This window comes from Wolbachia endosymbiont of Tribolium confusum, assembly GCF_020405475.1.
Taxonomy (GTDB): domain Bacteria; phylum Pseudomonadota; class Alphaproteobacteria; order Rickettsiales; family Anaplasmataceae; genus Wolbachia.
Window position 1 is genome coordinate 263,460 of sequence record NZ_JAIZNT010000001.1, and the last position, 20,101, is coordinate 283,560.

The 20,101-nt window shown below is 33.9% G+C and carries 18 protein-coding genes, 1 tRNA gene and 2 pseudogenes; 10 read left to right on the forward strand and 11 right to left on the reverse strand.

The genetic code is table 11. The features are described from left to right. Positions 1-95 precede the first annotated feature (95 nt). Entirely contained in the window at positions 96-650 is a 555-nt protein-coding gene (gene pth, locus LEM02_RS01305) for an aminoacyl-tRNA hydrolase (protein ID WP_226079389.1), read from the reverse strand. Continuing rightward, on the reverse strand, positions 650-1,261 hold the full coding sequence (locus LEM02_RS01310) for a 50S ribosomal protein L25/general stress protein Ctc (RefSeq protein WP_211907644.1): 612 nt from the start codon (positions 1,259-1,261) through the stop codon (positions 650-652). Before LEM02_RS01310 ends, pth begins: the two co-directional genes overlap by 1 nt. Positions 1,262-1,403: 142 nt before the next feature. On the opposite strand from LEM02_RS01310, the gene LEM02_RS01315 reads away from it, so the two are divergent. Then, positions 1,404-1,703 carry an ETC complex I subunit gene (locus tag LEM02_RS01315; protein WP_226079390.1) on the forward strand — a complete coding sequence of 100 codons (300 nt, stop codon included), beginning with the start codon at positions 1,404-1,406 and terminating at the stop codon, positions 1,701-1,703. Between the two features lie 1,002 nt (positions 1,704-2,705). Here LEM02_RS01315 and rsmH read toward each other — a convergent pair. Further along, complete coding sequence (gene rsmH / locus LEM02_RS01320; RefSeq protein WP_226079391.1) at positions 2,706-3,653, reverse strand: 16S rRNA (cytosine(1402)-N(4))-methyltransferase RsmH; 948 nt, start codon at positions 3,651-3,653, stop codon at positions 2,706-2,708. 205 nt (positions 3,654-3,858) lie between these two features. Between rsmH and LEM02_RS01325 the strand changes: the two genes are divergently transcribed. Further along, positions 3,859-5,070, forward strand: coding sequence for an MFS transporter (locus LEM02_RS01325; RefSeq protein ID WP_226079392.1), 1,212 nt, complete (start codon positions 3,859-3,861; stop codon positions 5,068-5,070). Positions 5,071-5,094: 24 nt separating this feature from the next. On the opposite strand, the pseudogene map reads toward LEM02_RS01325, so the two are convergent. Beyond that, positions 5,095-5,892: pseudogene (gene map / locus LEM02_RS01330) on the reverse strand (type I methionyl aminopeptidase); the annotation flags it as partial. Positions 5,893-5,995: 103 nt separating this feature from the next. Then, a complete protein-coding gene (gene ftsA, locus LEM02_RS01335) occupies positions 5,996-7,234 on the reverse strand; it encodes a cell division protein FtsA (protein WP_226079394.1) in 1,239 nt (412 codons plus the stop codon). Positions 7,235-7,363: 129 nt separating this feature from the next. On the opposite strand from ftsA, the gene def reads away from it, so the two are divergent. The 3 genes from def to LEM02_RS01350 all read left to right on the forward strand — a co-directional run bounded on the left by def (position 7,364) and on the right by LEM02_RS01350 (position 9,649). Continuing rightward, on the forward strand, positions 7,364-7,900 hold the full coding sequence (gene def / locus LEM02_RS01340) for a peptide deformylase (RefSeq protein ID WP_226079395.1): 537 nt from the start codon (positions 7,364-7,366) through the stop codon (positions 7,898-7,900). Beyond that, on the forward strand, positions 7,893-8,675 hold the full coding sequence (locus LEM02_RS01345) for a uracil-DNA glycosylase (protein ID WP_214241785.1): 783 nt from the start codon (positions 7,893-7,895) through the stop codon (positions 8,673-8,675). The genes def and LEM02_RS01345 overlap by 8 nt, the downstream gene beginning before the upstream one ends. Before the next feature lie 434 nt (positions 8,676-9,109). Then, positions 9,110-9,649 carry a demethoxyubiquinone hydroxylase family protein gene (locus LEM02_RS01350; RefSeq protein ID WP_410543378.1) on the forward strand — a complete coding sequence of 180 codons (540 nt, stop codon included), beginning with the start codon at positions 9,110-9,112 and terminating at the stop codon, positions 9,647-9,649. Between the two features lie 115 nt (positions 9,650-9,764). Here LEM02_RS01350 and LEM02_RS01355 read toward each other — a convergent pair whose 3' ends face one another. After that, complete coding sequence (locus LEM02_RS01355) at positions 9,765-10,964, reverse strand: hypothetical protein (RefSeq protein ID WP_226079397.1); 1,200 nt, start codon at positions 10,962-10,964, stop codon at positions 9,765-9,767. Between the two features lie 249 nt (positions 10,965-11,213). On the opposite strand from LEM02_RS01355, the gene purF reads away from it, so the two are divergent. Both purF and LEM02_RS06770 read left to right on the forward strand, forming a co-directional pair. After that, positions 11,214-12,599 carry an amidophosphoribosyltransferase gene (gene purF / locus LEM02_RS01360; protein ID WP_226079398.1) on the forward strand — a complete coding sequence of 462 codons (1,386 nt, stop codon included), beginning with the start codon at positions 11,214-11,216 and terminating at the stop codon, positions 12,597-12,599. 166 nt (positions 12,600-12,765) lie between these two features. Beyond that, positions 12,766-12,903, forward strand: a complete 138-nt coding sequence (locus LEM02_RS06770) for a DUF2109 family protein (RefSeq protein WP_226079399.1) — start codon at positions 12,766-12,768, stop codon at positions 12,901-12,903. A gap of 653 nt (positions 12,904-13,556) precedes the next feature. Here LEM02_RS06770 and LEM02_RS01370 read toward each other — a convergent pair. Continuing rightward, on the reverse strand, positions 13,557-13,925 hold the full coding sequence (locus LEM02_RS01370; RefSeq protein WP_226079400.1) for a TrbC/VirB2 family protein: 369 nt from the start codon (positions 13,923-13,925) through the stop codon (positions 13,557-13,559). 136 nt (positions 13,926-14,061) lie between these two features. Here LEM02_RS01370 and LEM02_RS01375 point away from each other — a divergent pair, with 136 nt between their 5' ends. Both LEM02_RS01375 and LEM02_RS01380 read left to right on the forward strand, forming a co-directional pair. Then, positions 14,062-14,877 (forward strand): YihY/virulence factor BrkB family protein, encoded by an 816-nt coding sequence (locus LEM02_RS01375; RefSeq protein WP_226079401.1) that lies wholly within the window; start codon positions 14,062-14,064, stop codon positions 14,875-14,877. Then, entirely contained in the window at positions 14,864-15,628 is a 765-nt protein-coding gene (locus LEM02_RS01380; RefSeq protein ID WP_226079402.1) for an SDR family oxidoreductase, read from the forward strand. Before LEM02_RS01375 ends, LEM02_RS01380 begins: the two co-directional genes overlap by 14 nt. A 590-nt stretch (positions 15,629-16,218) precedes the next feature. On the opposite strand, the gene LEM02_RS01385 is transcribed toward LEM02_RS01380, so the two are convergent. Both LEM02_RS01385 and LEM02_RS01390 read right to left on the reverse strand, forming a co-directional pair. Beyond that, complete coding sequence (locus LEM02_RS01385) at positions 16,219-16,692, reverse strand: hypothetical protein (RefSeq protein ID WP_226079403.1); 474 nt, start codon at positions 16,690-16,692, stop codon at positions 16,219-16,221. A gap of 61 nt (positions 16,693-16,753) precedes the next feature. Continuing rightward, positions 16,754-16,838 (reverse strand) — tRNA-Leu (locus LEM02_RS01390). 62 nt (positions 16,839-16,900) lie between these two features. Between LEM02_RS01390 and tldD the strand changes: the two genes are divergently transcribed. Then, entirely contained in the window at positions 16,901-18,331 is a 1,431-nt protein-coding gene (gene tldD / locus LEM02_RS01395; RefSeq protein WP_226079404.1) for a metalloprotease TldD, read from the forward strand. 451 nt (positions 18,332-18,782) lie between these two features. Here the strand turns inward: tldD and LEM02_RS01400 are convergent, their stop codons facing one another. Next, a complete protein-coding gene (locus LEM02_RS01400) occupies positions 18,783-18,941 on the reverse strand; it encodes a hypothetical protein (RefSeq protein WP_226079405.1) in 159 nt (52 codons plus the stop codon). A 550-nt stretch (positions 18,942-19,491) separates the two neighbouring features. Then, positions 19,492-19,605 (reverse strand): annotated as a pseudogene (locus LEM02_RS06775) (group II intron maturase-specific domain-containing protein); the annotation flags it as partial. Positions 19,606-20,101 lie beyond the last annotated feature (496 nt).

The following is a 20,101-nucleotide window of genomic DNA, read 5'->3' on the forward strand; positions in this document are numbered from 1 at the left end:
TACACTATCGCTGATATTTTTCCTTAAGTTGACACCATTGGCTGAACGGATACAAGTTTTATATTGAATAGGATGTCCTGTTCAATTGCTATATTTCACACTCTCCCAACTGAGTTGATAAAAGCTGTGGTATCTCCTTGCAGCATTAGGTGTATATTCTTTGCTATTTTTTCCACTAAGAGGATAACATTATCAAAATTTTCAAATTTTGATAATACATAATCTGCTAAGCTTTTCCGATTTTCAGGCCTACCTACTCCAAATCTCAAACGCCAATAATCATTACCAATAAGGCTATCTATAGACTTAAGTCCATTATGTCCGGCTGAGCTACCACCTTTTTTTACTTTTATTCTTCCAAATTTCAAATCAGCATCATCATGTATGACAACAATATTATCTAGCGATAATTTGTAAAAATTTTTTATTTTTGCAACAGGAATACCTGAATTATTCATAAATGAATAAGGCTTTATCAACATAATTTTATTATTATTAATTATGCCGGAGGTTATCAAGTAATCGGCTTTCTTAGAAAATGACTGAAAATTCCAATATTTGTAGATTGCGTCAATAACGATAAAACCAATATTATGATGAGTTAACTCATATTGACTACCAGGATTACCAAGCCCAGCTATTAAATGCACTACTCCTCTGTTTTTGTTTGAGGCTCTTCAACATCACTATCAGCAGCAGAGATTGTTACAATGGTGAAATTTTCTTCCTCATGAGCTACAAACTTAACACCTTCGGGTAGTTTTACATCATTGATATGTATAGACTGACCAATCATTTTGCCAGACAAATCAATTTCTATGACTTGAGGTATTTTCTCAGGAGAGCATTTGACAGTAATAGAACGACACAAAACATTAAGCACTCCACCTAATTTGATTCCTGGTGATTTACTTTCATTGATGAATGATAAAGGTATATCTATTTTTATTTCACTACCTTTATCAACAAACTGAAAATCAACATGTTGCACAGTATCCTTTACTACATGCCATTGAATATCACGAACAAGAGCATATTCTTTTTTCCCTGAAATATCTAGTTCTATTAAATGTGCAGAAAGAGCACCTGATTTATATTGTTTAGTAAATTCCTTTGCAGACAATGTCAAATTTACGTTATCATGCCCTTTACCATATATAACTGCAGGTATACTTCCCTTCTCCCTCAGAGCCTGCATCGCTTTCTTTTTTTTTACATCACGTAACTCTGCATTAATTGTTACCATTTCTTGCTGTGCCATCGATTACTCCTATTCAGCTAATCCTTTTTATATAATTTAATAATATAACATAAAAATATTTATTTCAAACTTCATTCTTTCACACTAATTCTTTGTGGAAAAATTTATTTAGATATATACTTAAGATTACTTAGTAAGAGCTATGAGTATTGACGATCAAGTAGTTTTTAAGATTTATAAGCCAACAAAAACTGCAACACAATCTGGCTTAGGTAATACAAAATTCTGGTACCTAAAAATTGAGCCTTGTTCTTACTATATTGAACCTTTGATGGGTTGGGTTGGCTCAAAAGACCCAAAAAAACAGATTGTATTAAAGTTTGATTCTCTTGAAAAAGCAGTATCTTACGCAAAGAAACACAACACAAAGTACACAATTGAAATGCCAAAAGATGTTAAAAGACTGCCAAAATCTTATGCAAATAATTTTATACTAAAGTAAATTTTATTGTAGTGTGTTTACCTAAAAGCTTAAATCTAAGAACATATCTTGAAAGGACTTAAGTGGTTAAGCATATATTAAAGAGTTCTTGCAGTAAGGAGAGCACGCTCATACGTCAAGCAAATAATGTTTACCTAAAATTCTTTGACATTAGCAGCTTTCTTGCTCCGTTTTCAGTAAACAGTGATTTTGTAATTCTTCTATATATTAGAAAAATTTTTATTTTAATTAGCGTTAAACAATAGGCGCCTATTGGTTTTTAGCTAAAGTAAAGGTCAAATATCTGGAATTCTGGACATAAAATCCCCCTGTGTAAAAAAGATTAGAAAAAAGTGCAGCGCACATACGACAGAAATTAAGTATACGTGTATACACTGAAGAATACATTTTTTAATTAATTTGATTGTTTAGTAGAAAAAGTCTGCAGACAAAGATAAGTTTTTGAGCTCTAAAAGTATCTCTAACTATCATTATAATCAGATTTAAAATATATGGAAGCAATTTTTTACGTTAATATTTCAAATTAGGCCTCTTGCATAACTATATTAAACTCCCTCATTATATATTTTATCGCATTAATAATTGTTCTGATATTATGTTTTTGCTCTCCCTATTGCTCCTTGTGCAACATTTGGCCTTGTCACTTATATCACTTGTTACCCTCCTATTTTTTGCTTTATTCTTTTCTTTTTTTCCTTTCAAGATAGGTTCTAATTGTTACTCTGGGTTTTAAATTGTGCTAACGCACTGCGGCTATTTAGAGAGTTGAACCTGGCTAGCTAGTATCAAAAAGTTATTTTTTAGGTATTTCTCCATAAGACTGCAAGTTTTTTTGAATTGCTCAAATAACTCCACTCTGCTCGCAGGACTTTTATGCCGCTTTGCACTAAATTAATTTCACGTTTTATTTATGTTAGCTCTTTATTTAGTGACTGGACATGTAATTTTACCTTAAATAACCCTATAATAAAAACATAGTTATTGAAATAATACAGAAGGTTCTCATGACAACCTCTGTATAGCTCTTAATTTTGCTGAACGCGCACGTGGATTTGCATTTATTTCTTCTGCACTTGCTTTAATCACTTTTTTATTTAAAAGGGAGAATGTTTTAGTAGATCCTGATTCACATAAATCTTTAAAAAAAGTTTTGACTATGCGGTCTTCTAAAGAATGAAAAGTAACTACAATTAATTTGCCGTTTTCACTTAAAATCTCAGATGCAGCTTTAATACCCTTTTCAAGCTCTCCTAGCTCATCATTTACCCATATTCTGATTGCCTGAAATGTCCTAGTTGCAGGGTCAATCTTGCTTTTTCCACGAAACACTACAGAACGTACAATATCCGCAAGTTCAAATGTAGTTTTGATAATTTTCTTCTTCCGCGCATTTACTATCGCTCTTGCGATTCTACGAGAATGACGCTCACCCCCATAATTATATATAGTGTTCGCAATCTCTTCTTCACGTAAAGCGTTAACAAACGTCGAAGCATTCATATGAGAATAGTTATCCATTCTCATGTTAAGTGGGCCATCACGTAGAAATGAGAATCCTCTATCTCCATTATTAAGCTGCATAGATGAAACTCCAACGTCAAAAACCACTCCATCCACTCCACTTGATGTCATTCCAGCGCGTGACCAGTTATCTTTTTTCTGGATCCCAGCTGGGATGACAGGAGGTGGCCCAACGCTACTTAGTATGCTTTTAATATTACTAAACTTTTCAATAAATAATTTTATTCTATCAGGGTATTTAATGTTCAGATCATCATAAAATTTGGTAACTGTTTCATCCCTATCAATTGCATACACTTTGCAATCAGCGGATTCCAATATTGCTTTGCTATATCCTCCAGCTCCAAACGTGGCATCCACATATATACCACCACTTTGTGGTGCTAATTGCAGTAGCATCTCTTTTAATAAAACTGGAATATGTGTCATATCAAGAGACTTTGTGCACTTAAATTAAAATAACTTTCTCGCCAAAAAATATATGGAAATATATAGGTATAGTATAAGAATATTTAAATATAATCAATGATATAAAAATTTAATAAGATAATATTATTAATATAACATTTACATAATTCACGTTTGAAAAAGTAAGTAATATTACTATAATACCAAACAAATTATAGAAGATTTTGTGCAGCAAATAACAAAAGTAATACTATCAAGTTTAATTTGTAATACTTTGTTATGGTATGATCATATGCTTTTTAGTCATCTAATAAGCATAATTGGAGGTGTGTTTTTTCCATCAGATGATAAATTAGTCAGCATACTTAAAGCTTTTGGAGTATTTGCGGTAGGATTCCTAATAAGACCAATTGGTGCTGCTATATTTGGCCACATCGGCGATAAATATGGAAGAAGGATTGCTCTCTTTCTCTCTATTATATTGATGACTCTATCAACTGTACTCATTGCCTTTGTTCCGGGTTATCAAAAAATTGGAGTACTAGCATCAATACTGGTGGTATGTTTAAGATTATTGCAGGGTATATCTCTTGGAGGAGAGGCAGGAAATGCGCCATTTTTAATAGAGCATGCTCCTCAGAATAAAAGAGGATTCTTTGGCAGTATTGAAGTATTGAGCGCAATTCTTGGCTCAATATTAAGTCTTATAGTGGTGCTTATATGCAAAAAAGTATCCGATTTTGAATCTTGGGGATGGAGATTGCCTTTTATTTTCAGTTTTGTAATAGGATTAATTAGTATATATATGAGATATATACTCGATGAAAGTCCAGAATATAAAAAGCAGGAAAAGCCACATGAATTACCGTTAAAAGAACTGTTAAATGGCTATAAAAAACCTTTTCTAATATCAATTGGAGTTGACATAGTTGAAAATGCATCTCTTTACATATATTTAGTGTTTTTTAATCTACTTGCATCAACAATAAACACTCACTTTAATCACGCAGTAGAAATATTGAATCAGGTTGCACTTGGAGGACTAACTGTACTATTTGCAATACTTTCTGATAAGATAGGAAGAGAGAAAGTCATGAAATTTGCATTTGTAACTTTTATAGTAGTAAGTTATCCAGTTTTTTCAATGATACTAAGTGGTAATAATTCTCTAGCAATAATGGCACACGTTCTTTTTATAATCCCAATAGCTGCTTCTCTTGGTCCTGTTAGCGCGTTTATGTGCGAATTATTTCCAACAAAGGTACGATACAGTGGATTTGGTTTATCAAGAAATATAGCTTCGGGATTTTTTGGTGGCCTTGCACCATTTATATGCACAACTATTATCAAAGTTACAGGGCAAGGAACTTTAGCAAGTTTTTACATGATTTTCTGTGCACTAATTGGGTTGGTTGCTATATCACAAGTTAAGAGTTAGATTTTTTCGAAAATCAAAAAAAATCTAATCATAAGGTGGAAAATGCCAATTCTTAGGTGATAACGTAAATATTTCAACGCCATCTTTTGTTACTCCAAGCGTATGCTCAAACTGTGCAGAAAGTGAAAGATCACGTGTTGTCACTGTCCAGCCATCTAGCTTGCTGAGCAGAGTTTCATGTTTTCCAGCATTGATCATTGGTTCTACCGTAAAAAACATGCCTTCTTTTAAGATAAGATCCTCACCTTCATCATAAAAATGTACTACATTTGGTGGTGCATGAAAGGTTTTTCCTATGCCATGTCCACAATAATTGCGTACGATAGAATATCCAAAATCTTCAATATATTTTTCTATAGTAAGTCCTATTTCATTTAACTTATTGCCTGGCCTGACTTGTTTTATTGCTTCCATTAGCGCATTATAAGTAGCATTACACAAACGCTTTGCTTTTATTGAGGGTTTACCAGCCCAAAACATGCGACTTGTGTCACCATACCAGCCATTTAAAATCACTGTAACGTCAATATTTAAAATATCTCCATCTTTAAGAGGTTTATCATCAGGAATACCATGACATACAACAGCATTTTTTGAAGTGCAAATTGATTTCGGATATCCCTTATAGTTCAGTGGCGCTGGAATTGCACCTGCATTAATTATAAAATCATGACATAGATCATTTAACTCATTAGTTGTCACTCCTACCTTTACATACGGTGCAATGAAATCAAGGGTTTCAGCTGCAAGTTTGCCAGCTTTGCGCATGAATTCGAAATCCTCTTGTGAATGTATAGTTACGTTCATGTTTCTTACGTTTTTATTGTAATTTTCTGCTTCTCTTACGGATACATCAGTGTAATAATACTATAAAAATAAGCTCCTAGATCAAGCAATTTGTATATTAAGAGATAAAGACAAAAATCTAGACTGTGACTTTTGATTTAACCCAATTATACAATTTACTCATTTTACCATCTTGACCGAGCATTCCAGAGTTGTTTTTATAAAAGGTATCGACTATTAGCTTTATAGAACCTATGGCAGCAGAAAATACAGGGTTTTTATCATATTCACCATCAAGACCGTTACAAGACTCAGGGCATCCAATACGGACTTGTTTGTTGAATATATAACTTGCAATTTCTTTCATGCTTGTGAGTTGACTAGCTCCACCTGTGACCACTACTTTATTGATTGGATCTTTTTGTTTTTGAAATTGCTCTCTTACTAGTTCAAATATCTCCTCAACCCTAGGTCTTATGATGTCAATGAGTTCGGACTTGAGTACTCGAGTTGGTTCATCATTTTCATTGTTTTGCAGTGTAATATATTCATTTTCATCTATTGAAGTTACGATAGTGCTACCGTATAGTATTTTTATGCGTTCAGCATGCTCTATACTTGTGCATAGTCCATAAGCTATATCTCGAGTGATGTGAATGCCACCAATTGGAATGCTGCTTGTGTACACAAGTTTTCCTCTCTTAAAAATTCCAATTGCAGTGCATCCACCTCCTATGTCAACAATGGCAGTCCCTAGCTCTTTTTCATCTTCACTTAGACAAGCAAGACCTGCAGAATATGCAGAAGCAACACAACCAACCATACTTATCCCGCTATTATTAGTTATACAATTTTCAATATTGGTAAGGGCTGGACGCGAAGCAGTGACGACATTAACGTCAGCAGATAATCTTTTTCCATATAATCCACTAACCTCCTTTATGTCAGTCATGTCATCTAGGTGATATTTAAGTGGTATATTATGAATTATAACATTTTCTTCGATATATTTCTCAAATGTCTGAAAGACTACACGTTTTATATCTCGGTCTGAAATTTCGTGATTAGCTGCAATTATTTCGTTATGTACGTTAAAAGATGAGATTCCACATCCGGCCACATTCACATATATCTGGTCTATAGCTTCTCCTGATACTTGCTCAGCTAAACCTAGAGTTGATGAAATAGAGTAACTTGCATGCTTTGCGTCAGTTATTGATCCACCACTTATACCTTCTGCACTTTTATAACCCACTCCTATTATTTCATAGCTAAAATTGCTATTGATTTTAACAATGAGACAGATAATTTTTGTTGTACCTACGTCTAAAACAGCGAAAACATTCTGCTTTGGTTTTGTTATTACTGCAGAGTACATTAGTTAACCTTATGATGCGATTTCATTTAAATTGTAGCTTCCTTTAATAATTTATATTTCTATTAAAAATACAGCAACATTTTAATATACCTGGACAAAGGGAAAAATAAAACATAAAATCAAAATTTTATGTCTAAATTGCCAATTGTAATTGCACCCGATGAAAGGTTAACTACACGTGCCAGTGAAGTAACAGATATAAACGATAAAATTAAAGAATTAGTAAACGACATGTTCGAAACTATGTACGATGCGGAAGGTCTTGGTCTTGCTGCCGTTCAAGTGGGAGTACTGAAGAGAATTTTTATCATGGACGTTAGTCCAGAGAAGGAAGAAGATGAGCTAGTAGGGTATGATTCAGTTGGCAAGTTTTGCATGATTAATCCTGAAATTAAGGAATTATCCGATGAACAAGTGATTATGAGCGAAGGGTGTCTTTCAATTCCAGAGCAAAGCCATGAAATTAAGCGTCCAAAGTATTTAACTGTGAAATATAAAAATTTAAATAATGAAGAACAGACGCTAAAAGCTAGTGGTTGGCTTGCAAGATGTATTCAGCATGAATTAGATCACTTAAATGGTATATTATACATTAGACATTTGTCTAAATTGAAATATGATATGGCTATGAGAAGGGCACAGAAGGTTAAAAAGAACTATGAGTAATGAAGACCTAGAATTGTTGAAGTTCTATCATGAAGTAGGAGTTGATTGCACACTAACTGAAAGTGAAGAGGAAAAAAAAATGGAAAATGAGAGAGCTGCACAATCTTCTGTCATCGAGCAGAAAAAAGAACAACAAACCATGTTCCCAAGTGACTGGATCATTGAAGCAAGGAAGCTTGCAAGTGAATGTAGTAGTGTAGACGAACTAAGAAGTGCAGTTAAGTCATTTGAGGGTTGTGAAATAAAAAAAACTGCAACTAATACTGTTTTTTCTGATGGTAATCCGAATGCAAAAATCATGCTTATTGGTGAAGCACCAGGAGCAAATGAAGACCTGAAAGGCATACCATTTTGTGGTGCAAGCGGAATGCTACTCGATAAGATGCTCGGTGCAATTAATCTGGACCGCACTAAGGTATATATAAGCAACACCGTGTTTTGGCGTCCACCTGGTAACAGAAAGCCAACTGATCTGGAGCTTGATATGTGCAGACCATTTGTTGAGAAGCACATTGCTCTTATTTTACCGCAAATTCTGATTTTTGTCGGAGGAATTGCATGTTATAGCCTTCTTGATAACACAAAGACTATATCGAACTTGCGTGGCAGATTTCATACTTATACTAACCAATATTTATCTCATTCAATTACTACAGCCGCTATATTTCATCCAGCCTATCTACTTCGTCAACCAGCACAAAAACGCTTAGCTTGGGAAGATTTGAAGAAGATTAGAGAATATCTTGATAATACCAATAACTACACGGACGTTTAGCTTACTACTCATTATCATCTCAGTACTGGCTAATTGAATTAAATATTGAAAAATCTACTAAACAGAGAAAAAGGCAAAAGAAAATCTATCAGCTACTACCTATTTTTTTTATTGGCGTTTTTCATTGTGTTAAATCCTTTGATAAGCGCATTTTAGCTTATGTGGGTAAAAGTTTTATAAAGACATAGAGTGCACATAGTGCAAAAAATTAAACATCAAGTATATTGAGCTTTTTGTCGTTTTATCTGCACAGACTGAAGATAAATAATATATCTTCACCCTTACTTTAAGAAGAATGGCAGAGTCCGTCAATTAATTCTTGCCGTTGCTATAGCTGCTTGAGTTCCTGTAATCACAATGCTGGTGCAATGCACGCATGGAATTTTGTTTACTCTACAATATGTTAGTTTATAGTAGTACTGATGCAGAAATAAATGGAGGAGACATTGGAAAACAATATAAAAAAATTGAAAGGAAATTTTTTAGAACAAGCAATTAGAGTAAATCATGCTGGCGAATATGGAGCCATTTGCATTTATTCCGGTCAAAAATTTATTCTTAAAAAATCTTCCATAATTGACAAAATAATTGAAATGGAGGAACAGGAAAAAAAACATTTCCACTATTTTAATGAGAAAATCAAGGAGCAAAGAGTTCGTCCTACTGTTTTGTTGCCAATTTGGCATGTTTTAGGGGTGTCACTTGGTGTTGTAACTGCCATAATGGGTAAAAAAGCTGCTATGGCTTGCACTGCTGCAGTTGAAGAAGTGATCGGAGAGCACTATAAGGAACAAGTCTTACATTTAGAAGATGGGGAATTAAGAGAAACTATAAGTAAATTTCGCGATGAAGAGTTAGAACACAGAGATATTGCAATTCAGCACAATGCTGAAAGCGCACTTGGCTACAACGTTTTATCTTCATTCATAAAAACAAGCTGTAAAGCTGCTATTTACTTATCCAAGTTGATTTAATCAATCACTATTTTGACAATCACATTTAGTTCTTGTGCTAATTGCTGTCTCACATCCTCTGCTCTAATTCAATGCATATGAATATTTATAATTAGTTTCTTGTTTGAAAAATACATTAATTTAATCCCCTACCTGAGTTTTCTTGTTGCTGCAAACACGTTTGCATAAGGCTAGTAGATGGAACATTCTCAAAACTCTTGCCTATGACTTCTGAAATACTTTTCCCTTCTATAAAACAATTTCCTCCAAAGCTTAATTTATTTTCTAACTTGCTAAACCTTATTTTACTTTCCTCATCAATTTCTACTACCATTTTGTTACCATCTTTCCGTAGATAAATACTAATCTCTCCTAGTTTAGTAGTAAAAAATATTTCAATACCACCTTTTAAGATATCTGTGTAATTTCTTTTTCCATCTTCTGTAATTTCAACTTTTACTATACTTTCCTCAATCTGAAATATGCCAACTTCTAAATCCTTAGCTTTTTCATTATTTAAAATTCTTGCAGTTTCAACAATACTACCTTGTGGATACTTAATATAAAAATATTTATTATCTACTTCTACTTCAAGATCATATTCATCAATTTGCTTATTATTTTCTTTCACAATACCTTCATATGCTAGACCCTCTAGCATTTTTTTCTTACTCTTACATTGTTCGTTAAGATCATTTAAATAATTAGAGCCGTAATATCCGCCTTCAATATCGCTATAAAAAGATAATCCTTTTTCTACCCCACCTTTTAACACTAAATTACGAGTGATCTTTTGTATGATATTTTTTGTAGTTGAATTGTGTGGATTTGCATGAAAGCGATTAATTAATTCTTCCATTTTTTCAAATATAAAATTTGTTACAGTCTTATTATCCTTACCGTAATATGAGTTTAATCTTATTCCTTGATTTAAATAACCCTCTATTATGCGTTCCATGTACTTTAAAACGCTTTCTTGCTCATCGTGTTCTGTTATACCTTTTATCATCTCATCACAAAATTTTTTAACTAGAATTTGCTCATCTTTAGTCAATGGTATTTGCAATTTCGTAGAAGATGAGTCTCGCTCAAAAAGATAAATTATTGACAATTCCTCTGCTCTTTTAATAAAATCATAACTCCTTAGATATTCTGCAACATCTTTGTTTCTTGCGTACCTTTTCTTGGTTAAATCCATATGCCTATCTTTACGACTTATAGTCGGTAATTTTGGATTTGATGAACTACTCTGTTGACTATTGAAGAAGCTGTTAGAGAACTGTTCAGGCTCTAAAATAAGATTACTTTCACCTTGTTTACCTACTTGCTTAGACATATTATATACCATAACCACTAAAACTTTTTAGTGATTACTTCAATACATAGATAAGTCAATAAAAATATCTTTTTCTCTTCAGTGCTAAAAAATTGTCAAAAATCTCAAAATTGGTTAATTGCATATAACCTACTTTCTGGTATACATCAAAACTACCGTAGAAAGCTTCAACTTTGAAAGGGATTAACAAATAAAATTCTTGTACTTTGCCTCTACTAAAGTACAATCAGGCTTTATTTAATATTTTTCATGCTTGATGAAGTACATGAGGAGTGTGGGGTATTTGGCATAAGTTGCAACCAAAGTGCTGCTTTTAACTCTATACTTGCTCTCCACGCTTTGCAGCATAGAGGTCAAGAGTCTTTTGGTGTAGTAACCAGTAACAACGATAAGCTGCTCTCTTATCACTTTCAAGGTCAAGTGAGCAGCGTATTTGATGATATAGATGAAATAAAGAAATCCTTACCTGGAGATTGTGCAATAGGTCATGTTCGATACTCAACCAGTGGTAGTAAATTTGGAGTGCAGCCCATGTTTGGCAAAAGTGGCAAATTTGGGGATTTCGCCATAGCACATAATGGTAATTTAATTAATATTTCTCCGATACGCGAACAATTAATTAAACAAGAGTGTGTTTTTCAGTCAGATATTGATACAGAAGTAGTAGTGCATCTGACAGCAAGCGGTGAAAAAGATAGCTTTTTAGAGAGTTTTATATATGCATTAAAGCAAATACAAGGTGCTTATTCTTTTGTGGCAATCAATCAAGAAGTAGTTATTGGAGTACGTGATCCATCTGGAATCAGGCCTCTTGTTTTAGGAAAGTTAAACGGTTCTTACGTTCTTGCATCTGAAACTTGTGCTCTTGATATAATAAATGCAGAGTTTATTAGAGAAATAGAACCAGGCGAATTAGTTACCATCAGTTCGGATAGTAAGCTAGCCTCAATGTTTCCTTTCCCAAAGCAAAAATCAAGTTTTTGTATTTTTGAATACGTTTATTTTTCAAGACCAGACAGCATAATGGAGAATAGGTCTATATACGATACAAGAAAAGAAATAGGAAGAATACTTGCAAAGGAAAGTCCACCAAAGAACAATGTAGATATGATTGTACCAATACCTGATTCTGGAATACCTGCAGCTATTGGATATGCAAAGCATTCAGGATTACCTATGGAACTGGGGATAATTCGTAATCATTATATAGGAAGAACATTTATACAGCCAATCCCTGAAATACGTAAGGTTAGAATAAAATTAAAGTTCAATGCTAATAAGCATATTTTAAAGGGTAAAAACATAATTTTAATAGACGATAGTATAGTGCGTGGTAGCACGCTCAAAAGTATAATAGTTATGTTAAAAGATGCAGGAGTAAAAGAAATTCACCTAAAGATTTCATGTCCACCAATTAAGCACTCTTGTTTTTATGGAATAGATACGCCAGAGTGCAAAGATTTAATTGCTGCAAATAAATCTGTAGAGGAAATTAAGGAAGTTATAGGAATAGATAGCCTAGCCTTCTTGAGTATTGATGGCCTATACAGGGCTGTTAAAGAAGAAAAACGTAACAACGCTACACCGCAATATTGTGATGCTTGTTTCACTGGTGACTACCCAATTGGTAAGTAATCTATTATTAATAAAGGTGAGGTTTTTTCTATGTTATATTAACAGTTTTAAAAATAGATTTTTTGCATAACCATATAGTTTTTGCCTGGGCGCCATTTGAGTGAAAACTACTTTACAAATTTCGTCATTCCCTTTACTATGATACCAAGAGTATTTATCCTTATTTTTGACCTGCAGGTTCAATTACAAAATCAGTAAAAAACTCAAATATTTATTGGCAAATTACACAAAAATTATAGCGGCTGCATGTCTTTTTATTTTTTCTACATTCAGCCAAAACGCGCTTGTTAGCACATTATTATAACGCCAATTTACATTATTATAGGGTCAAAACTTGTCACACGGGGATTCTTTTGCCTTTTTTCTTCATTTGGTAAATTTCTTAATATTTGCAACTAAAGTAATTTTAGAGAGGCGTTATGTAAGTAGTTGACACACAACTGTACGAGCATTCATTTTTGAAGATAGCAAAGGTGTTATTCGAGTAGCTCCTTTTCTGTCATTCCAGTAGCTGACATTGATTCCTTTATGATGTTGTCATCCCAGTGCGTGACACTGGGATCCAGCCTTTACTTACCAACAAAAACTTAGCATAACTTTCATGCTCAAAAAATTCCTGGATTCCAACATCAAGCACTGGGATGACAACATCATAAAGGAATCAATGTCAGCTACTGGAATGACAGAAAAGGAGCTACTCGAATAACACCCCTCATGGCGAAAATTGCCTTAATCACAAGTTCGTGCAGTTATGCAAACACAAAGGCAGCGCGTAATACTGGAATCCAAACTTTAACTGATATGGTTACAGAAAGAGAATTTATTAGGTAATTATAGATACTGAAAGTGGCCATTTTAGCCACTTTCAAGTGAAGAGAATCTCAACAAAGATTTATGTTATAATGTAAAAATAGTGCTTAAAAGAAAGCACTATTTTTACTCTACTGTCTCAAATCACTAAACACAATTCCCGCTTCCATCACGTCGTTTACCTTGAGGACATTTTGCAACACATGTACTACCGTACATTTCCTGACCACTAGGACAACTCATGCAAGCTCCTGCTACACCTGGTGCTATCACGTTTACAATTTTGGGTGCACCAAAAAACACAGCAGTGAATGCGCCGAGTGCAAAGAGTGCTGGCCATGGCATTCTGCCAAATATTGCCAGCAATGCTGCACCTATTATCACTACCGTGATCATTGGCCCACCTATACTTTGAGTATAGTCCACTATTTTACATATCACTGCTGATGTTTCATCAGCATGTACATCAAACGCAAAGGAAAGAATTAAAGCTACAAGTAAAAGAAAATTTTTCATATGCCTCCGATAATTTCTATTTAACGCTGGATTATCTATCATTTTGATTAAATTTAAGTAAATGGTGAGGATTTTTTTGCTTAAAGGTATGCTTTATTTCATTTAGAATACTTTTCTTAGTTTATTTATATTACAAGTGCTACAGAAATTTTATAGTATCGTTTATTGCCTTTATCGTGCTTTAATTGACACAATTTATAATGATGGAGTGGAGCACGCAGGGTATCTATCATTTTTAATCCTGTTATCAATATTTCCTTTTCTTATTGTTTTAATAGCCATGGCATCAACGTTCGCAAATTTCTTAGATCAATACAATGTCGGCTGGGCATTTATTATTGATAACATGCCACAGGATATTTTATCATCTTTGATGCCACGTATTAGGGAGATAATATCAGGCCCTCCGCAAAGCTTATTAACCTTGGCAATTGTAGGCGCTGTTTGGACTGCCTCATCGACAATTGAAGGATTTAGAACGATATTGAATAAGGCCTATAAAGTTCCGGTTTCATCGCCTTATATATGGAGAAGGGTGCTCAGTATATTACAATTTTTAGTAATTACGCTTGTTACAACTCTGACTATAGTATTTTTTGCATTAGTGCCAATGTTAATTGATTTTTCTTACCAAGGGCTAAGCTATACTAGATATTTACTTATTGAGTTTGTGCTTTTTACTATAGTATCTTGGCTATATTTCACATTGCCAAACATAAAACAAAACTTATCAGACGTATTTCCCGGATCTTGTGTGGCTGTTATTCTTTGGACGATCTCTGCTTCAGCTTTCAAGCAATACTTAAAAGCTTCCTTTGACCAACTGAATTTGATATATGGAAGCTTAGGTGGTGTGGTAGTATCGTTACTATTTTTTTATGTGCTAAGTTTGATTTTTATATATGGAGCAAAATTTAATTTTCAGCTAAAATATTTCAATGGATCTTGCTAAGGAGAAAGAAATGGGTGACTTAGAAGGTAAAATAGCTTTAATTACCGGAGCTTCAGGTGGAATAGGCTCTTCTGTTGCAAAAAGATTTGTAAAAGAAGGTGCATGTGTAATTCTGATTTCCAGATCTCTTGATAATCTCAAGCCATTGTATAACGAAATTGAAGAGCTTAAAGAAGGCTCTGTGAAACTAATTCAGCTTGATCTTTTAGACTTTGAAAACGTAGAAAAACTGGCAAATATGATAGAAAGCCCAAAATTATCAGAATCTGGAACACTTGATATACTGATTACATGCACTGAAATTTTAGGTAAGTTGAGCTCTGTTCATGATTGTGAGCTTGAAGATCTACAGAACGTAATGAATACAAATTTTACTGCCAGTTGGTACTTGCTAAAAAATTTGGGTCCAATACTAAAAAAGTCTAATGCTGGAAGAGCGATATTCATGACCTCAGAGATAACACTTTCTCCTTCCTCTTATCCATATTGGGTACCATATGCTGCAAGTAAGGCTGCACTAGAAGCAATGGTGAAGATATATGCATCTGAGACAAAACATACGAACTTATGCATAAATGCCGTGTATTCGGAAGAGCCTATCGATAGTGAAATGTATAAGCAAGCATTTTCGGGAAAAGATATATCTGAATTGGTGCCACCTGATAAACTGACAGACAAATTTGTGGAACTTGCTTCTGAAGATTGTAGCATATCAGGACAAATCTTACCACTTAGCAAATCTCCCGAATAAATTACCATAGTATCTGCAAAGATACCGTTAAGCCCACAACTGTATGAACATTGTGATTTGAGTCCACTAGGAAGGATGTCATCCCAGTGCCTCTATGGTGTCATTCCAGTGCTTGACACTGGAATCTAGAAAAAAAGAAGCTGGATTCCAGTGACCATCTACTATATAAATAGTACCTTCAAAAATAAACGTTAGTGCGGTTGTGTGTCCCACGCTGGCTCTTTTAAATTACTTTAGCTACAAATACTAAGAAATTTACTAAATAAAAAAAAGACAAAAGAACCCCCGTATAGCGAGTTTTGACCCTATAATAATTTAAATTGGCGTTGTAATAATGTGCTAACGCTTATTTAAAGCGCGATTTGGCTGAATGTAGAAAAAATTTAAAAGACATGCAGCCGCTATAATTTTTATGTAATTTGCCAATAAATATCTGAGTTTTTTACTGAATTTTGTTATTAAATCCGCGGAGATTAAAAACAAGGATAAATACTCTTGCTATCATAGTAAGGGGGATGGCGTAATTTGTCAAGTTAAATAAGCTAACTTATTAACATGTAATAATCAGGCAGCTATTGCAGATTGAATGTTCAAATGATCACTAACTTTGAGGTTTTGGTTTCATCTATTTGCGGCTGACTAATCATAGTTCGAATGAAATTGGTTGCCATAAAGGTACAACCTAGAATAAAAAAAGCAACGGAAATAAAGGGGGTAATAGGAAATTCAATAGGTAATATAGATATAATTCCTCCTATTAAAAATGAAGCACTGGATGCAATATCAAGACAGATCTTCATTAATTTATCTTGCCAAGAGGTATCGAGTTGCTTATTAAGGCCACACTGCCTAAAATGATCAGTTAATGACCATATATTTAAAGCAAGCGAAAGTGCACTTAGCATAGTGCTGACAATAGTACAGTACAAGCTTAAGGAAGAAATATTTAGGGCTAATGCTGCTGTATACCCCATCAAAGAAGCAATAGATAGTGCAGTAACTAAGCGTTTTGAATAAGTTCGTATTTTTTTCCTGTAAATAAGCCTCTCTTTCTCATAACCCATAAACTTAGCAGTAAATTCATATTATATCATAACATTAATTGACTTGAAAATCAATACAGAGTGCCCGAGAGAAGACTTGAACTTCCACAACTTGAAAAGTTACTAGCACCTGAAGCTAGCGCGTCTACCAATTCCGCCACCCGGGCTTTTTGTGATTTACTATGTTAAAATAAAATAATATACTCAAATAGTTTTTAGCTCAAAGGTAATGCCAAATCTAGATCAAATATTTTTTGCTCAGAACAATGTTAATATTAATAATGTATATAAAATAGTCAACAACGCTTTGAGCAATAGTGATGGTGGTGAGCTATTTTTAGAGTTTTGCCAATCAGAATCCCTAATTTTTGATGATAATATATTAAAACATATGGATTTAAATATCAGAAGAGGATTTGGTCTAAGGTCTTTTTGTGAAGATAGTACGTCTTTTGTTTGCTCTTCTGAGATTAGCGAAAAAGAAATTAGTAAAGCTGCTTCTATGGTAAAAAGTTCAGCATCTTTAAGCAAAACAAATTCAGTAAACTTAAATGAGGAGGCAAAAAGCCTGTATTCAACGATTAATCCCATAAATGAAATGGATCTGAGCTCAAAAATTAAACTACTCAATGAGGTTAATGAGTATGTAAGGTCGAAGAATAACTGCGTGAAGCAGGTAAAAATAACTCTAAGTGGAGAATGGCAAGTTGTACAAATAATAAAAGATGATCACAGGTTAAGCGATATTAGGCCTTTGGTACGTTTTAATGTACTAGTCATCGTAGAAAAAAATGGCCGAGCGGAGAAAGGTTCTGCAGGGCATGGTGGAAGAGACGCTTATAGTAAGTTTGTTTCTGAGAAGAAGTGGAAAGAAGTTGCAAACCAAGCGTTAGAGCAAGCGCTAGTAAATCTTGAGGCAATTCCAGCTCCGGCTGGAGAGATGACAGTTGTTTTAGGTTCAGGTTGGCCAGGAATATTATTGCATGAAGCTGTAGGTCATGGACTTGAAGGTGATTTTAACCGTAAAGGAATCTCGGCATTTTCAAATTCTATGGGTAAACAAGTGGCAGCCAGTAACATTACTGTAATTGATGATGGAACTCTACCTAATTTGCGTGGTTCTATTAGCATAGACGATGAGGGTACTTTACCTGGCTATAATGTGCTTATAGAAGATGGAATTCTAAAAGGATATATGCAAGATCATATGAACGCTAAACTTATGGGTGTAAATCCAACTGGTAATGGTAGAAGAGAAAGTTACAAAGAAGTTACTATGCCACGCATGACAAACACCTATATGTTGCCAGGAAAATATACACCAGAAGAAATAATATCCAGTGTAAAGAGAGGCCTATATGCAGTAAATTTTGGTGGTGGACAAGTTGATATAACATCAGGAAAATTTGTTTTCTCATCTTCGGAAGCTTACCTAATAAAAAATGGTAAAATTACACAACCAGTCAAAGGAGCAACGCTAATTGGTGATGGGCCAACAGTGCTAAAAAAAGTATCAATGATTGGTAATGATCTAAAGTTAGATCCTGGTGTTGGTACGTGCTCAAAAGACGGACAAAATGTGCCTGTTGGAGTTGGTCAGCCAACACTCAAGGTCGATGCAATAACTGTTGGTGGAACTGAATATGTAGATAAGGGCTAAGCGAACTCAGCTCATGCTGTACAATTGTACAAATATTGTAACCATTATTCAAGTAGCTCATATAGATGCAAAAACTACTTAACAAATCTCTTTGCCTTCCTTGCCATAACGTGTATAACAATCTCACAAAAAATAATATCATAGAATTCAATAGGTGATCTTTAAAAAATCCTTAAGGAAAGTAAAATACTGTTTAAATAAGCCGATATAGATGGTTTTACGATATAATAAAATTATTATAAACAAGAACTTACAAACTCTAGCAAATGAATTTGTGAGTTTAGTGGTGTTAGGAATACCTGGCTCTTTTATGTGGATTGACATTCTCAATAACCTGCTCTAGAGATAGATTATATAATTTTGACAAGGTTCTTGGCATGTGATATTTTTCTCGAATATAGGGAACGGTATAAATGACTTTATATCTATATCCAGCTCTAGGGAAAGATCTTCAATGTTTACGTCCATCCCTGATAAAGGATATTCTATGTCCATGTGCAGCTTTGGGGGATAGTTCTACTTTGAAGATTTCTTTCACTTTTACTATTGCGACTCCCGATTCCACTGAAATCACTCTTTCCCTTAATTCATATTGATATGGTGACTCCATTTATTCCCTCACTTTCAGCTTTTTCTTGCTTTACCATATCTCTTCTCCTCTTGTCTCTATCTTTATGTAGTTATCTAAGTGAGGAAAGTCACCTCTCCTCACTCGACTTCAGAACCGTACTTGAAACTTTCACCTCATACGGCTCCTCTGTAATTTGGTGCTTGTCATGCACACTTCTTATGTACTTGATCATGACAATGCCCATGTAACAAAGATAAATTCTCTATATTATTGTTATTTCTACTTTTATCTTGATGATGTACTTCTTATACATCATCATACCTAAAAAGTAGTTGGATACGTTTACATTTACTTTGTTGTATCTTTCAGTAATTTTATTATTTTGGTGATTTTCTGAGATTCTACTTTAGCCGTTTTCCCCAATATAACCAATCTCCATCATATGGCGACTGTCTTGCAAGACTTTGATGTGCCGTTTAATAGCATGGTTCCGTGGATTAATAAGATACATTCCGTTATTTTAATATAAACCTCCAGTTATCGTTCTTATACCTTTAAAGTATTTATCTTGATCCAGAACTTTCCTTTGTTATTGTGCCTTAAATACCGCCCATTTCCAAAGTTTGTTAAACATAATATTATCCAAAGATTTAAAGATCTTACTTGATACTACTGAATTGTAATATCGACACCATCCACCGACCGGATTAAGATGCCTTTATTACAGCTTCTTGAGTTATTCCAAGCATTCTTTGAGTCTTGTTTAATATCTAATGTATGCTGTTTCACAGATTTACAACTTGGGTTTATTATTAACTTGTATGGTCTCTTATGCCGTTTTCTGATAATGTCGTATTGTAAAACCGAGAAAATCAAAACCTGGTTTCTCTATATTCAGATTTTAATGTATGCTTAATTTTTGTTTTTGATAGGTTCAATTTCTTAATCCTATGGTTTTTAACCATTTTCCAGCTAAAACCTTTGTTTTCAAAAACAACTTTCACTCATGTAAATTACAAAATCATCAGCATACGCAATTATGCTTATTGTTTTTGTGCATTTTTATATGATAAGTGACCATATTTCATTTTTGCAAATTGAAAGTTCCTGTTTTTCTTGATGTGCTGTCCCAACCCATACGTAACATTTGCAAGTAACGGAGAAATTGTCCCTCCTTTTGAATTGTACCCACACATTTA